This window comes from Streptomyces sp. NPDC058758 (assembly GCF_042746075.1).
GTDB lineage: Bacteria > Actinomycetota > Actinomycetes > Streptomycetales > Streptomycetaceae > Streptomyces.
In genome coordinates this window covers 1-14,307 of record NZ_JBHYPS010000064.1, presented here as the reverse complement: position 1 = coordinate 14,307, position 14,307 = coordinate 1, and the positions used below count along the sequence as shown (strand labels likewise).

General features: G+C 72.4%; 11 protein-coding genes and 2 pseudogenes. 6 read left to right on the top strand and 7 right to left on the bottom strand.

The window, feature by feature from the left end:
- Positions 1-15 precede the first annotated feature (15 nt).
- From ACFW6A_RS37380 to ACFW6A_RS37365, 4 genes and pseudogenes are all read right to left on the bottom strand, one after another.
- Positions 16-399, bottom strand: coding sequence for a hypothetical protein (locus ACFW6A_RS37380; RefSeq protein WP_386646270.1), 384 nt, complete (start codon positions 397-399; stop codon positions 16-18).
- 103 nt (positions 400-502) lie between these two features.
- Positions 503-976, bottom strand: coding sequence for a DUF2332 family protein (locus ACFW6A_RS37375; RefSeq protein ID WP_386646267.1), 474 nt, complete (start codon positions 974-976; stop codon positions 503-505).
- Positions 977-981: 5 nt separating this feature from the next.
- Positions 982-1,486 (bottom strand): annotated as a pseudogene (locus ACFW6A_RS37370) (helicase); the annotation flags it as partial.
- A gap of 411 nt (positions 1,487-1,897) precedes the next feature.
- A complete protein-coding gene (locus ACFW6A_RS37365; protein ID WP_386646264.1) occupies positions 1,898-3,703 on the bottom strand; it encodes an FG-GAP-like repeat-containing protein in 1,806 nt (601 codons plus the stop codon).
- Positions 3,704-5,073: 1,370 nt separating this feature from the next.
- Between ACFW6A_RS37365 and ACFW6A_RS37360 the strand changes: the two genes are divergently transcribed.
- The 4 genes from ACFW6A_RS37360 (at position 5,074) to ACFW6A_RS37345 (ending at position 8,805) form a co-directional block, all read left to right on the top strand.
- Positions 5,074-5,592 (top strand): pyridoxamine 5'-phosphate oxidase family protein, encoded by a 519-nt coding sequence (locus ACFW6A_RS37360; RefSeq protein WP_386646261.1) that lies wholly within the window; start codon positions 5,074-5,076, stop codon positions 5,590-5,592.
- A gap of 652 nt (positions 5,593-6,244) precedes the next feature.
- Positions 6,245-8,200 (top strand): helix-turn-helix domain-containing protein, encoded by a 1,956-nt coding sequence (locus ACFW6A_RS37355; RefSeq protein ID WP_386646258.1) that lies wholly within the window; start codon positions 6,245-6,247, stop codon positions 8,198-8,200.
- Positions 8,200-8,463, top strand: a complete 264-nt coding sequence (locus ACFW6A_RS37350) for a hypothetical protein (RefSeq protein ID WP_386646255.1) — start codon at positions 8,200-8,202, stop codon at positions 8,461-8,463. Before ACFW6A_RS37355 ends, ACFW6A_RS37350 begins: the two co-directional genes overlap by 1 nt.
- 117 nt (positions 8,464-8,580) lie before the next feature.
- Positions 8,581-8,805 carry a hypothetical protein gene (locus ACFW6A_RS37345; RefSeq protein WP_386646252.1) on the top strand — a complete coding sequence of 75 codons (225 nt, stop codon included), beginning with the start codon at positions 8,581-8,583 and terminating at the stop codon, positions 8,803-8,805.
- A 930-nt stretch (positions 8,806-9,735) separates the two neighbouring features.
- Here the strand turns inward: ACFW6A_RS37345 and ACFW6A_RS37340 are convergent.
- On the bottom strand, positions 9,736-10,209 hold the full coding sequence (locus ACFW6A_RS37340; protein ID WP_351854872.1) for a MarR family winged helix-turn-helix transcriptional regulator: 474 nt from the start codon (positions 10,207-10,209) through the stop codon (positions 9,736-9,738).
- Between the two features lie 82 nt (positions 10,210-10,291).
- Here ACFW6A_RS37340 and ACFW6A_RS37335 point away from each other — a divergent pair, with 82 nt between their 5' ends.
- Positions 10,292-11,230: a zinc-binding alcohol dehydrogenase family protein gene (locus ACFW6A_RS37335; RefSeq protein WP_386646248.1), complete on the top strand. Its 939-nt coding sequence runs from the start codon at positions 10,292-10,294 to the stop codon at positions 11,228-11,230.
- 210 nt (positions 11,231-11,440) lie between these two features.
- Here the strand turns inward: ACFW6A_RS37335 and ACFW6A_RS37330 are convergent.
- Together ACFW6A_RS37330 and ACFW6A_RS37325 are read right to left on the bottom strand one after the other, a co-directional pair.
- A pseudogene (locus ACFW6A_RS37330) lies at positions 11,441-12,036 on the bottom strand (helicase); the annotation flags it as partial.
- Between the two features lie 106 nt (positions 12,037-12,142).
- A complete protein-coding gene (locus tag ACFW6A_RS37325) occupies positions 12,143-12,796 on the bottom strand; it encodes a TetR/AcrR family transcriptional regulator (RefSeq protein WP_386646245.1) in 654 nt (217 codons plus the stop codon).
- 86 nt (positions 12,797-12,882) lie between these two features.
- On the opposite strand from ACFW6A_RS37325, the gene ACFW6A_RS37320 reads away from it, so the two are divergent.
- A complete protein-coding gene (locus tag ACFW6A_RS37320) occupies positions 12,883-13,812 on the top strand; it encodes a zinc-binding dehydrogenase (protein ID WP_386646242.1) in 930 nt (309 codons plus the stop codon).
- Positions 13,813-14,307: the final 495 nt, after the last annotated feature.

The following is a 14,307-nucleotide window of genomic DNA, read 5'->3' as shown; positions in this document are numbered from 1 at the left end:
TTCTCGGCATCACCATCACCTCGTCCGCGAGCGAGCTCCGCCCGGTCCCGCGGGGTGAGGGCGGTTCAGGACTTCGCCCAGCAGCCCCAGGTCCTGATGGATCTCGGCGAGTACCGCCTCCGGCGCGCGGCCCCGGCACCCGCCGCGGTGCCGTTCGAACGCCGCCGCCAGATACGCCGGATCATCGTCCCCGCCGCCGGCCGGACCGCCCTCGGTGCCGTCCCGGGCCCGCGCGATGCCGGGCAGAGCCGACGATCCCGCGGCCGTCGCCACCACGCCGATGAGCCGCCGCCTCTCCACGTCCGTCTCCTCCTCGCTCTGCTTGCGCCGGTGGCGAATCTCCGACTCAGGCCACGAGGACTTGTCCGGCCGATCATGGAGCTTCTTCAGAACGCCCACGATCGGGTGACGGCTACATCCGTCGGAGCTGGCTGCTGCCGCAGCTCAGCGGCCAGCTCAACCGGGAAGAGGCGATCCCCCCTGGTGTGACCGCTGAAGAGGCTCATTGTTCATGGGTGGGCAGCCACTCCAGGTGCTGACCGTGCGGGCCGGTGCGGGCGAGCGGCCGCTCGTTCAGTGCGAGGGTGAACAGCAGGCGGTCGGGCCGAGGCCCCGGCGGCAGCCGGTGGTCCACGGCGGGGAGGACGCCCGGGGCCTCATTGGAGATCCAGGGACAGCCGAGCTCCCGCATGGTGGCGGCGAAGGCCTCGCGCTCCCCGTGCGGCAGGTAGGCGAGGACCGCGCTGTGGAGGACGACGGGGGTGGCTCCCGCGGGGGCGGCGGCGACCAGGTCGCGGATGGTCTCGTTGAGGTCGCCGCGGACCAGCGTCGGGGGCTCGGCGCGCGCGATCCGCATGGCGTCCCGGAGCCGGCCCAGGCGCTGGTGCTGCTCGGGCCAGACCAGGCACTCCAGCCAGCGCGCGTCCTGGGGGTCGGCCACGTCGAGCGGGTCGAGGTCGACGCCCGCCCGCCACACGACCTCCGGGAGCCGCGGGTGTCGGCGAAGCGGACGGCTTCGACGCCCCGCTGGCCGGTGATGTCGACGCCTTCTCCGGGCACGCGCACGCTGGCGGGGAAGGCGCGGTGGACCCGGGGGCCCGCGGCGTCGATGCCGCCTGCGAACTGCCGCAGCACCTCGCGGCGCTCGGCCACGAGATGGTCGCCGCACAGCCGCGCCGGCCACAGCCGGGCCGGCGGGACGTGGCGGCCGGCCCTCAGTTCGTAGAACTCGGCCTCGATCGACGACGGCGCGGGCAGCTTCCCGGCGGCCGCCAGGTCGGCGTCGAGGCGTCGGTCACGTACCGCTCGGCAGCGGCCTCGGGCAGCTTGTCCGCGAACACTGCGGCCTCCTCGACCTCCTGATGGGGGCCATGACCGTGCGCAGGTCCCAGGCGGTGGCGTGTTCCAGGAGTGTGGTCCGCGACAGCGCCGGGCGCCGGCCGCGCCGTGCCTCTTCCGGCTCCTCGAGGACGGGGGGCATGGATCTTCAGCTGTCGGTGCGGACCTGAACGCGGCCGCCGGGGTGCAGGGGTATGCCCCCACCCTGAAGGGGGTCTTGTGCAGCCCGGGGGGCCGGGGCCGTCCGGGCTTTGAGGGGGCGGGGCAGGGCGGCCGGTCAAGGGCGCTTTCGGGCGTCGCTCCAGGATGGGGCGGTGTCCCATCCTGGAGGGGCCTGCCCTGTCTCGGGGCTGGCTGTCGGGTGGCCTGGGCCTTGTGGTGGCCGGGCAGGCGGCCGCGTTCGCGTGTACCTGACGGGGAGGAAACGCCGTACCCCGCGGCCCTGGGCAGGCGGTCGCCCGTCTCGGCTGCCCGGTCGGCCAGGTCCGTACTGCCGTCCGCCGCCGGGCCTCACCGAACTCCGCGCCCGCGCTGCCCGTTTCCTCCTCGTTCGGGTCGATCAGGCGATGTGGTTGTAGGCCGCTCCCGGGTGGACGTCCGTGAGGGTTCTCTTGGCGAAGGGACTGCGCCAGTCACCGGTCCCGGTGTAGAGGTAGACCTGCTTGGTGTCCGGGTGGTGGGCGAGGAGGTCGGCCCTACCGTCGTGGTTCACGTCCCCGGCGCCGGTGAGCTGGCCGTAGACCTGCCAGCCGCCTCCGATGAGCTTGCGGGCGGTGTAGGTGCCGTCGCCCTTGCCGAGGTAGAGCCACAGGAGGCCGTCCTTGTCGCGGGCCACGAGGTCGCCGCCCGGGGCGCCGCCGATGTCGCCGACCGCGGTGAGCTGGTTGTAGATGCCCCAGCCGGTACCGATCTTCTTGCGGGTCTCGTAGGGGTAGCTGACGCGACCGGTGCCTGGGTAGAGGTAGAGCCCACCGGCCTTGTCGACGGCCACGAGGTCGGGGCGGCCGTCTCCGGTGAGGTCGCTGCCACCGGCGATCTTGTTGTAGACCTGCCAGCCGCCGCCGATTCGCGTGCGGGGAAGGAAACTTCCCCGGCCGTCGCCCTGGTGGAGCCAGAGGACACCGGCCGTATCCCGCGTGACGACGTCCGCCGCGTAGTTGTCACCGCGGCCGGCGACGACGGTATCGCCGACGACCTCGATCTTGTCGTAGCCCTGCCAGCCGGTGCCTGCCGACGCCCGGGGGCGCCCGTCCGCGGCACTGTCCCGCCACATCGTCCCCGCGGCGTCCCGACCCAGGAGGTCGGGGTAGCCGTCGGCATCGATGTCGTGGGCGAGGCCGGCCGGGGTGGTGCTGCGGGCCACGAACGTCACCACGGGCTTGCCGTCGGCACCGAGCGCGACGCGGTGGATGCCGATGTTTCCTCCCCGGCTGCCCTGGGCGATGACTGCTGTCCCATCGGTGACGGTGGACAGAGCGTCGACCCGATCGAAGAGAGTGACCGTCGTCCCGGTCACAAGGTGCCGCGCCTGACCCCCGAACAGCAGCCAGTCACCGAGCAGTTCCACGGCGAGGGCGCCGGTGCCTGCCACCGGGACGATCACGTGCTTGCCGGTCGCCCGCTCGCGGACCACCACGTTACGCCCGGAGGTCGAGCTTCCCTCCTCGATCCACGCCGTCCGGGTCGCCGAGACCGCCTGCACCCTCGGATACGTCTCCGACACCGTCCCGGTCACCAGGTCGATCAGCCCCACCCGCTGTTCGCCCTCGGCGGTACGGAAATCCAGCAGACCGACCGTCGCGGTGGCTGGCCGTACCTTCAGATAGCTGGTCCCCGCGGGCAGCCCCCGGACCTCGCGAGGCGCCGCGTCCTTCGTGTCCAGCCACAGGGGGTTCTTCTCCCCCTGGTCGTTATCAGGCCTCAGGGCGATGGCCGACCCGGCGGTGCCCACGTAGAGGGCATCGATCACATCGGGCAGCTGTTCGGTGCGCCAGGTCTCGCCGGTGGCCAGATCGACGCCCAGGCCGTTGTAGCCGTCGTCCGTCCCGGCCAGCAGCTCCCCGGACACATCGCTCAGCCCCTCGGCGTAGAAGGGCGTGAAGTCGCGGGCCGGGCCGCCCGAGTAAGGGACCCAGCGGTACGTCGAGTAGTCCTGGTGACCGGTGGGGACGTACAGGACGTAGCCCTCGGCCCCCGCGCTGAGCAGCCTCGTTCCGGGCAGAAGCGAGGGGAAGGGCACTGCGGGCGAGTCGGCGGAGGAGGCCGCCGCCGAGGGCACGACGAACACGCCCGCGACGGCTGTCAGAGCCAGAGCTGCCGCTATAGAGGAGCCCAGACGAATAGAGCTGATGGTACGGAACTGCAAGGAAACCTCCAGGAAAGGCCCGACGCGGTCACGCTGTCCCCGTTCAGACTCACGGACGCTGCAGGAGGTTGTGCGCAAACCCCTGCCGAACACGGACAGAGGACACCGGCAGAGTTCGCCCCCCTGCCCTGGCGTGAATGACCGTGGCCGGACGTGTCAGGGCGAGCGGCCATGAGCACATCGAGCACCTTGCCGATCCTGCGGAACGCCGACCTTCCGACCGTCTACCCGGCCGCGCGACGCCTGCTGGACCTCGTTACTCCCCTCGAGGACTACCTGGTCACCGCAGAGATCCAGGAGCTGCCCCTGGCGGAGGCGCAAGTCATGGCCGCCTCTCTCCCCGGGGCAGTGGTCAGCGCGGTCGATCACTACGGCCCGCGGCGAACTCCCCGGCCCCGTCCGCCGTGCCCGCCGAGGCCGAGGTCGAGGAGGGCGGCTCGGGGTGGACCTGACCCGGCACCACCACCCCGCCACCCGGCGCCTGGTGGCCCGGCGCCCGCGCCGGCCTCGTCCCGGGCCGGCCGCCCGGCCCGTCCCGCGGGCCGGGTGCCTCCCGTTCTCGTGAACAGCCCGGTGCCACCGGCCAGGTTGCGTCACCGGTTTCATCAGCAGTTGCACCATCCGTTCCGTCACGGGTTGCACCGCCAGTTGCGTCACCGGTTGCGTGCCCTCACTGCCACGTCCCGCGTTCGGCCTGGTCAGGGGCCGTGGGTCACTCGATTCCCCCGCCGACACCTCTCCTGGAGACCAGGAGAGGTCTCCTTCTTCCCTCTCCTCGCGGCGGGGCGGAGACCCGGCCGCCGTCCGACGCCCCGTCAAGGGCGGCGGAGACTGTGCAAGGCGACCACCACACCGCCGCCCGCTCGGGCCGGGCCCCGATGTTCCCGACCGGCTCCCGACCGACCGGTGGGCTCGCACCGCCGCAAGCCTCGCCGCCGTGGGGGAGTGGACTGCCGTCCCCGACCGTCGCCTGCCCGCGCCGCGAACCGGGCGGCGTCCGCTCGGGGACGGTCCCGCGGATCCCGGCACCGACCCCACCACGCCCGTACCGCGCCGGTAGGGGCTGCTCCAGCCTGTGCCGATATGGCGTGCGCGGGCCAGGCCCGGTGCCCTGGAGGCCAGCCAGGGGGCAGTGCCGCCGGGCCGCCCCCAACGCCCCCGGCCTGGGGCCCGGCCCGTGCGGCGAAGGCCCGGGAAGCGCCCGGATAGCCGCTCTGGCTTCGTCGACTTCAGTCGACAGCGCTTGTCGGTGACTTCCGGCGGCAGTTGGTGATCGACGGCTGATGAGATGTCGACGTTTTAACTGCACTACCGACCGGGGTGGCCGTCCAGGTCGGAGAGCTCCGGGGCAGGGCGTGGGATACTTGATCATGCCTGTGACCAATCCTTGGCTGGCCGGCCCGTCTCCGAAGCAGCGACTCGATCGCGAGCGGCTGGAAGAGCGAATACTCAATCTGCTGTCGTCGCAGAACATGTGCGTGCTCGCGACGGCGGGACCGGAGGGGCCGCTCGCGACGCCGGTGCGGTACTTCCATCTCGACTTCGCGGTGATGTTTTCCACGGCCCCTGGTTCGCCGAAGATGAGGAATCTCGCCGCGGATCCCCGGGTGTCGGTCGGGATCTTCGCTCCGCTGGTCGGGCAGGCCAGCAGCCGAGGTGCCCAGCTCTTCGGTCAGGCTCGCGTGCTGTCCGAAGAAGACGCTGATTTTGAGCACTACTGGCCGGCCTTCCGCTGGCAGTCCGACCACGTCGAACGGTCGCGTTCTCTCGACGAACCGCCAACGGGGCCGCTCGTCGTGATCGAGGCCGAGCGGATCGTCTATACCGAGCACTGGCTGCGACGCGAGGGGTTCGCGCCGCGCCAGTTCTGGGCTCGCACGCACACGTAGCCGGGATCTTCCGATCGGCTGTCGGACTGGTCGTACGTCGGCACCCCTGCTCCCGGCTCGTGTGGGGATGGCCCCGACTCCTACCGGGCCGCCTACTACGGGTCGGTCTGCTCCCCGCTCGCGCGGGGAGGGCCCCAGACGGCCGCTGCCGGTGCCGGGGGTCTGCTCCCCGCTTGCGTGGGGATGGACCCACCGCCCCGGACGCTGGTTTTCCCGATGCGTGCGGTTGGCGCGCACTGGCGGCAATGCGCCTTCGTCGCCGGACATGTGTGGCCGTGGTCCCCGCTGCTCGGCCGCCTGCGGGGACGGTGGCCCGGGGGGCTGGCCGTCCTGGCCGGCCGCCTCCGCACGCCGGTGGCGCTGACCGACCGGAACGGTGTCCCGGTCCTGGTGGCGTCGGCCCGGCCGCGACCGCCTCGCCCGCCAGTGGCCAAGCGTCGGGCGCCGCGCGTTGCGCGAGGTGCGCCGGAGCGCCGCCGTCCACGTCTACGACGCCGAAGGGGGGCGGGACGGCCGGCTCTGGCAGGCGCTGGGCCGGCTCGCCTGAGACCCCGCAGAGCCGAGCGGGCCCATGGCCCCTCGCACACACCCTCACCCACCAATAAGCGCATCTCTCATGCGTATTGCGTATGAAGGGGGCTAGGGTTGCATCATGTTGAGTACCGAGGAAAGTCTCAGGCTCACGGTCGCGGCGTTGATGACTCGTACCGGTGAGCGTCAGGCCGTGGTGGCCGGGGCGCTGGGCCTGTCGCAGGCTCAGGTGTCCCGCAAGCAGTCCGGGGCCGCGCACTGGTCGCTGGAGGATGTCGACGGCCTCGCCGCGCACTACGGGGTCTCGGTGCTGGACCTGCTGGCCGGGCCCACCCATGCGGTCGGGGTCCTGCACGGCGCCGTGCCCTCCCTCCAGCCGGGCGTGCTCGCCGTTCCCTCGGTCCGCCTCGTGCCGGCCTGCCTGCCCGACGGGCCCCCGGCCGAGATGCCGGTCAGGGCGCCGGTCGGTGCGCCGGCGGCGGCGGAGGGGGAGGCGTCTTCGGTGGTTCCGCGGCTGCCGGTGGGGCCGTGCGTGCTGTGCGGGCAGCCGGCCGCGGACGAAGTCGACGGCTTTCCCCAGCACCTGAGCGCCGAGGAATGCGCCGAAGCCGCCGCCGCTCCCGCGGGCGCTGCCCGCTCGGCGGCCGTCGCCCCTTCGGCTGCTGCGGCCGCCGATGTTCCTCCCGCCCCCGCGCCTGCGGCAGTATCCGCAGCTGCCGCTTCGGCTCCCGCCCTGGCCGCTCCGGCCGCGTCTGTGCCCGCGGGTGCTTCCCGCTCGGCGGCCGTCGTCCCCCCAGCTGCTCCGGCTGCTGCGCCCGCCGACGCTGCGCCCGCCCTGGCCGCGTCCGTGGCGGCTCCAGCGGCCGCCGCTTCCGCTCTGGCTTCGGCTCCTGCCCCGGCCGCGCCTGTGGGCGCTGCCTGTTCGGCGGCCGTCGTCCCCCCGGCTGCGCCCGCGGAGGCCGCGCCCGCTCCGGCCGCTCCGGTCGCGCCTGTGGCGGCTTCCGCTCCCGCTGCTTCCGCTCCCGCTCCCGCTCCCGCTTCCGCTGCTTCCGCCGCTCTCGCTTCCGCCGCTCCCGCCGCTCCCGCTCCAGCCCCGGACACGCGGTGGAAGGGGGCGGCGGGTTACGCCTCGGGGTCGGTGATGGAGCAGATCACCGACCGCGTCCACGACGTCCTCGCGGAGCAGGGCGGCGACCTCGCGGCCGCCGAGGCCGCGCTGATCAAGATGGCCATTCCGGACGTGATGGCGCTCATGAAATCGTCCAGGGTCGGCGGCAGGTACGAGCACTCGGAATTCCCGCCGACCGCCGAGATCCTGCGGAAGAAGTCCCAGAAAGGTGCCGATGAGATCTGGGAGGGCCGCCCGAAATGGCGGAACCCGGAAATCTTCAAGGCGGCCAAAAACGGTGAGCAGTTCGAGGTGACCGCGCTCGACATGAACGCCGCCTACCTGTCCGCTCTGAAGTGCTGGCTGCCGATCGGCCAGCTGCGCGAGGACACCAGCGGCGTGCACGACCCGAAGAAGGCCGGCGTCCACCTGATCACCCCCGCCGACTGGGACCACACCGACCTGCCCAACCCCCTCGGCGCCCGCCAGGAACCCGGCCGGCTGTGGGTCACGGAGTCCACACTCCGCCAGCTCCTCGACTGCGCCCGCCAGGGCCTCGCCGAGGCGCCCGTCATCCACCGCTCCCTGGTCTCCGGCGCGACGGAGGCCCTGCTGGAGAAGATGCGCCGCGCTCTTGCCGAAGTCCGCCGGAACGCCCTCGCCGAGGGCGACGAACTCACCGTCACCTACGTGAAGGCGATGTACTCGAAGTTCGTCTCCACCATCGGGGAGTCGAGTGCGAACCGTGAGATCCGCCGTCCGGACTGGATGCACATCATCCGTTCGAAGGCGTTCGCCAACCTGTGGATGAAAGCCCACAAGGCCCGTACTGCCGGTCTCCAGGTCGTGCAGGTTTCCGGTACGGACGAACTCCACCTCACGGGAGAGTGGCGCGAGGTTTTCACAGAGGGCCGGGATCTCGCGCAGGTCAAGGTGAAGGACACCTACATTCTGGGAGGTAGGAAGTAATGCCCGGTTCCCCCGACCTGTGGTCGCGCTGGGGTGAATTCCAGCGGTTCGAAGCACGCGGGATGAAGGGCGGCGAAGCCCTCATCCAGGAACTCAACCGGATCGTCTACACCTCGGGCGTCTCCTCGCCGGTCACCTCCCGGCGCGGCCTGTCCGCCCGCCTGCGGTACCTCGACAGCAAAGCCGGCCGCGAGGCCCTGCGCGAACAGGGCGTCTCCCCGCGCACCATCCGGACGTGGATGCGGAGCAAGGGGAAGGTGTAGCCCACCGCCGCCAACCGGGACAAGATCGATTCCGCGTACTGGCACCGGCGCCGGGAGAACCTGATCCGCTCCGGCTGGCTCGCCCGCCACCTCGACAACGGCGGCCGCGGCCAGCGCATGGAGATCTACCCCGTCGACCAGGCCCACGTCCCCGAAGCCCGCCGCCGCCCGACCCTCTCCCAGCGCACCCTCACCGTCCGCTACATCTGGGGCGACCTGGTGGACGCGTGGGCGAAGAAGGACGCCGACACCATCGACGAGATCTGGGACGACGTGATCACCGACCTCGACTCCGACTACGGCGCCTACGCCTACGTCTCCTCCGTCGGCATCAGCAGCTGACCTCCCCGCCGCAGCCCCGCCCCGGGCCGCCGCACCGGGCACGGCCGATCCTCTCCGTCCTGCGGCCGCCCGGTCCCCGCCACCGACGTGGCGGGGATAGCCCGTATCCGGGCCCTTACGCCCGTCGGCCCCCGACGCCGCCCGCACCCGCTGCCTCCTGTGCACCGCACCGGGGGCAGCGTCGTTTCCGCACGCCGCAGCCCACCCGGCCGGGTGATTCCCGCTCTCGCGTATGTGAGCGCGACTTGTGCGGCGCGCCCCAGAATTACCCTGAAGCAGGCCTGTTGGCAGCAAGCGGAATTTTTCTGCTTTTTCCGGCGTGGCTTGGTCGGGCCGTGCCGTGAGCGCGGGAACGGGGGTGACGTGATGCGTGAGACCTGCGGCGAGAGCCGGGCCGCGGGCCGGCTGCCGGTGCCGGCCTGGCGGTGGGTGATGGCTTCCGGTGCGGCGCCGGCCGCCGGCGCCGGGCCTGGGCTGTGGTCCCGGACCGCTGTGGAGAGCGCGGACGCGAAGGCCGTCCGCGCCGCGCTGCGGGGCCCGGCGGGCGTTTCCTGGGCGGCCGCCCGGTTCACCGTGGCGGGGGCATGTCGTCCGGACGTTGAAGACGCTTCGGACCGTCGTGCGGCTGCTCTTTTTCGCTCCGCGCCCGTGCGGGCCGCCCGTCCGCGCGCCCGTCCACTTGCCCGGAAGGACTTCGCCGTGCTCGCCACGGTGATTGCCGTCCTCGGCCCCGTCCTCGGCGCCGTCACAGGGTCTCGAATTCCGCGGCGCGATCTCAGACCCGATGGCGCATCGGTGGCACTTGTGCGGCCTTCGTGAGGCCTGCTGATCGAGCTGCTCACCCTTTTTGGCGGCGGAGGCTCCGGCCTGCCGGCTCGCCCATGTGGGAATGGCTGGCTCGCTGTCTTCCCGGACATGCGTGACGAGCCGCTATTCGCCACCCGGGCCGGTTGCGGCGCAGGGCTCTTCCGGCTGGACCATGCGCGCGAGGAGGCTCATGAGCTGGGTCCGCTCGGCGGGCGTCAAGGCGGCGGTCAGCTCGTCGTTCGCCTGACGGCCCAGTTTCTCCGTCTGGACCAGGCGGCGCTTCCCGTTCGGCGAAAGGGCGATGGTGTTCTTGCGGCGGTCTTTTGCGTCCGGCGCGCGGGTCACCAGGCCGTCGTTCTGGAGGTCGTTGAGGATCGTGACCATGTCCTTGGGATCGATGCCCAGGCTGCGGCCCAGGTCGGCCTGCGATACGGGACCCAGTTCGGCGACGGCCGACAGGACGGCATGGTGCATCATCCGCATGCCCACCTGGGCCAGGGCCTCGGCGACGAGCCGGTGCCCCCGAGCCGCGGCACGGCCCAGGAGCCAGCTGGGGAGGGAGCGGATACGGGCGGGAGCGCGGGTGGTCTCGGACATGGGGCCAGACTAGCCAGAAAATCATTGGGGGCCCCCACGACCTTTCAGTATCGTTGGGGACCCCAATGATGTGGAGGTCTGCATGCGGCGCGTTCGGTTCTATGAGTACGGCGGTCCGGAAGCACTGCGCGTCGAAGACGCAGAGCCCCCCGAGCCGGGCCCGGGGGAACTGCTGGTCCGCACGGAAGCCATCGGCGTGACCCTTCCCTCCGTGCGCAGGGTACGCGGAGAAGACGGCAGGACCCCGCTACCGGGAGTCCTTGGAGGCGAGGTCGCCGGAACGGTGATCGCACTCGGCCCGGACGCAACGGATTTCGAAGTCGGCGACCGCATCACGTCGCTCACCTTCAGCGGCGGCTCGTACTCCGAACTGGCACTCGCCCCGGCCTTCATGGCGAGCCGCATACCGGACGGAGCGAGCGCCGTCCAGGCCGTCGCGCTCGTGCGCAGCGGACATGTCGCCCTCGCCGCCCTCGCCACGGCCCGCCCCCTCGTGGGCGAGTCCGTCCTCATCACGGGCGCCGCGAGCGGAGTGGGACATCTCGCGGTCCAACTGGCCAAGCTTCAGGGCGTTGAACGGGTCGTCGCGGCCGTGAGCTCGCACACCAAGGCGGAATTCCTCCGCGGTCTGGGCGCCGACGAGGTCGTGACCTACGACAGCGAGCACTGGGGGGAGCCGGCCGACGTCGTCCTGGACGGAGTCGGCGGAGATCTGCTCCCGCGCGCCGTCTCCGCCCTTGCTCCGGGCGGGCGACTCGTCTTCTTCAACTCGGGCGGCGGCACTGTTTCCGCCTTCGACCTCCTGGCAGGGTCGAAAACCCTCACCGGTCTCGCCATGGCGAGGTTTGCCAACACTCAGCGCGAGCTCTATGACCAGCATGGCGAGGAGCTGTGGAAGCTGACCCTGTCCGGGCGGTTGCAACCGGTCGTCCACGCCCGGATTCCGCTGGCCGAGGCGGCGCGAGCGCACGAGATCATCGAAGCGCGTGCCAACCTCGGCAAGGTCGTCCTGCTGCCCTGACGGCGAAGCCGAGCCGCATCGGGCAACGGACGGCCTCTGCGGCAGGGAGGCCCCCGCAAAGGAAATGACGCGACAGCGAGACGGAACTCCACGGCCAGGCCATGAGACAGCAGGAGGAACCGCAGCTCATGGCGTCGAACGGTGCCGCGGGCCGCGAGACCCTGCAGCCGTCGTCGCCGGCACCCCGCACCACACCACACCACAGCCCGCGTCGCCGGTGCCGCCGGAGGTCCGGATGATCCGCCCGTCCTGGTCGCGCCGCAGGTGGACCTTGCGCTTGCCGCTGGAGCGCGCCCGGGGGTGAGCTGTTCGATCAGGTGCTCATCATGCGAGCGCGGGCCCTGGAGCACGGCGGCGAGCGGTTTGAAGGTGGCGGAGGCGACCATGTCCTCGGGGTCCTGGTTCGGCTCCAGGAAGACGGGCACGATGATCCTGGCCATCTTCGTGCTGCGGTCGGGGTTGAGGCGGAGCGTGCGGCCGGTGTTCTGCGGGATCTCGGCCTGGGGGCCGCGGGTGTCGGCGAAGCGGACGGCCTCGACGCCCCGCTGGCCGGTGATGTCGACGCCTTCTCCGGGCACGCGCACGCTGGCGGGGAAGGCGCGGTGGACCCGGCGGCCCGCGGCGTCGATGCCGCCTGCGAACTGCCGCAGCACCTCGCGGCGCTCGGCCACGAGATGGTCGCCGCACAGCCGCGCCGGCCAGATCCGGTCCGGAGGCACGGGGCGGCCGGTCCCCAGTTCGTAGAACTCGGCCTCGATCGACGGCGTGGGCGGTTTCTCTGCGGCCGCTGGACGGGCGTCGGAGGCGGGGTGGGTTTTTGCGGTCGGCCCGCTGCGGGACCGGCCGGTGGCCGGTGGCATTGTTGTCGGGCTCGCCGGCCAGGGCCCCCCTTTTTTTCCGTACCCGTGCGGCTCAGGGGCGTGGGGCGGCCGGGGTGGTGGCCGCTTGCGGCAGTTCCGCCGCGACCGCGCGCAGGCGGCGGGTCAGGTCCTGGGCGGTGTGCCCGGCAGGCTGCGCCACCCAGGAGTCGAGGGCCTGGTGGAACGCGGAGACGAGCATGTCGAGGGCCAGGCGGGCGCGCAGGGTGCCGGGTTGGTCGAGGACGAAGCGGCGGTCGAGGACGCTTAGCGCGGCGCGGGTGGTGCGGTCGCAGAAAGCGAGGCCGTGGGCGTCCATCGAGGGAGTGCGGGCGGCGAGCCGGCGGCTGGCCAGGGCGCGCCCGGCCCAGCCGTCGGCCGGCATCCGGGCGATCGCTCCCGCGAGGCGGTCCACGAGGAGGGCGAGCAGTGGCCGGGCGGCCTCTTCGTCGGCCGGGCCGGTCTCCAGGACGTCGAGGAACGCGGTCCACAGGTCCTGGGTGGGGGCCATCGCCACGTCCTCCTTGCCGGCGAAGTAGCGGAAGAAGGTCCGCTTCGACACCTCGGCGGCCTCGCACAGCCCGTCGAGGGTCACGCCGTCGAAGCCGTGCGCGCCGAAGAGTTCGAGCGCGGTGGCGATCAGGGTCTGCCGGGTGCGCAGCTTCTTGCGCTCCCGCAGCGGGAGCGGGGAGGGGGTTTCGACCGTCATCGGATCCACTGTATCGGAGCAGCAAACGCCCCCTATAGGCTTATGCCACTCAGTGGCATTTTGATGGTCTGTCCGTTGGAGGACCCATGCGCGCGCTTCTCGTCGACCCCTCGGCCCCCGGCGGCCTCCGCCTCGGCACCGCCCCCGATCCGAAACCCGCACCCCACCAGGCACTCGTCCGCACCACCGCGACCTCCCTCAACGCCGGCGAGATCGCCTTCGCCCTGGCCGCCGCGCCCCCGGGCGCCGTTCTCGGCTGGGACGCCGCCGGAGTGGTGGAACGCCCCGCCGCCGACGGCACGGGACCGGCCGCCGGGACCCCCGTCGTGACCCTCATGGGAGACGGCGCCTGGGCCGAACTACGGGCCGTCGACACCACCCTGACAGGAGTCGCGCCCGCCGGAGCCGACCCGGCCGCCCTGGCCACCGTCCCCGTTGCCGCCACCAGCGCCCTGCGTGCCCTCCACCGGATCGGCCCCCTCCTCGGACGGGACGTCCTGATCACCGGCGCCACCGGCGGCGTCGGCCGGTACGCCGTCCAGCTCGCCCGCGCCGGCGGCGCACACGTCATCGCCTGCACGAGCGACCCCGCCGCCCACGGCGACCTGCTGCGCCGCCTCGGCGCCCACGAGGTGGTCGGCACCCCCAGACAGGCCGCCCGGCCGATGGACGGTGTGCTTGACCTGGTGGGCGGCGACCAGCTCGTCGAGGCCTACGGGACGCTCCGCGAGAGCGGCACCCTCGTCGCCGTCGGCCACGCTTCCGGCCACGGCGAAAACTTCCCCTTCGGGGCACTCTTCGGCGACCAGAAACGCCACGACCGCTCCCTCGTCACCTTCTTCCTGCTCGGCTGCGCCGGCCTCGACCGCGACCTGGGCCTGCTCGCCCACCGCGTCGCGGCCGGAGAGCTCGACCCCGGCATCACATGGCGCGGCGACTGGAGCGCCGCCGCGGACGCCGTCACCGCCCTCCGCTCCGGCGGCCTCCACGGCAAGGCGGTCCTCACCTTCTCCTGACCCCGAGAGGCCGGGGCGCGGCTGGGCAGTTCCTCTCGGATCATCTCGCTGACCAGATCAAGATGACGGCGAGGCGGAGCACAGCGGCCTTAACGCAGCGGGCGGCAAGACCCTGCTACTTCCTGAGCCTGTCGACGCAGCGTTCGACGGCGTTCCGCCGTGTGCAGGCCTCGCGGCCGAGGACCGGCGCACGGCCGCCGATGCGGCCCCGCTCCTTCCGGCCCGCGGCCTGGCCGGACGGCTACGGAATCACCGCCCGGACCCCACGCTGATGCCCCGGCCGAGTTCCCGGGCGGCATCGACGCCGCCCTCACCGCCCTCACCACCACCTGGGCCTACCGCAGGGTCAAGACCGCCACCCGCACCCCCCCGTCCCGGTAATCCCGCGACCACGCCCGAACCCCGCCGCCCTGGGCCCTTACCCCCGCCGGCCGGTCCGACGCGCACTCCCGACCCCGGTCACCGTCACGTGAGCCCGCGGCGTACAGGAGTGCG

Coding starts and splice junctions, on each gene's coding strand:
- ACFW6A_RS37360 (WP_386646261.1), top strand. CDS start 5,074: ATGCCTGTGACCAATCCTTGGCTGGCCGGCCCGTCTCCGAAGCAGCGA.
- ACFW6A_RS37355 (WP_386646258.1), top strand. CDS start 6,245: ATGTTGAGTACCGAGGAAAGTCTCAGGCTCACGGTCGCGGCGTTGATG.
- ACFW6A_RS37350 (WP_386646255.1), top strand. CDS start 8,200: ATGCCCGGTTCCCCCGACCTGTGGTCGCGCTGGGGTGAATTCCAGCGG.
- ACFW6A_RS37345 (WP_386646252.1), top strand. CDS start 8,581: ATGGAGATCTACCCCGTCGACCAGGCCCACGTCCCCGAAGCCCGCCGC.
- ACFW6A_RS37340 (WP_351854872.1), bottom strand. CDS start 10,209: ATGTCCGAGACCACCCGCGCTCCCGCCCGTATCCGCTCCCTCCCCAGC.
- ACFW6A_RS37335 (WP_386646248.1), top strand. CDS start 10,292: ATGCGGCGCGTTCGGTTCTATGAGTACGGCGGTCCGGAAGCACTGCGC.
- ACFW6A_RS37325 (WP_386646245.1), bottom strand. CDS start 12,796: ATGACGGTCGAAACCCCCTCCCCGCTCCCGCTGCGGGAGCGCAAGAAG.
- ACFW6A_RS37320 (WP_386646242.1), top strand. CDS start 12,883: ATGCGCGCGCTTCTCGTCGACCCCTCGGCCCCCGGCGGCCTCCGCCTC.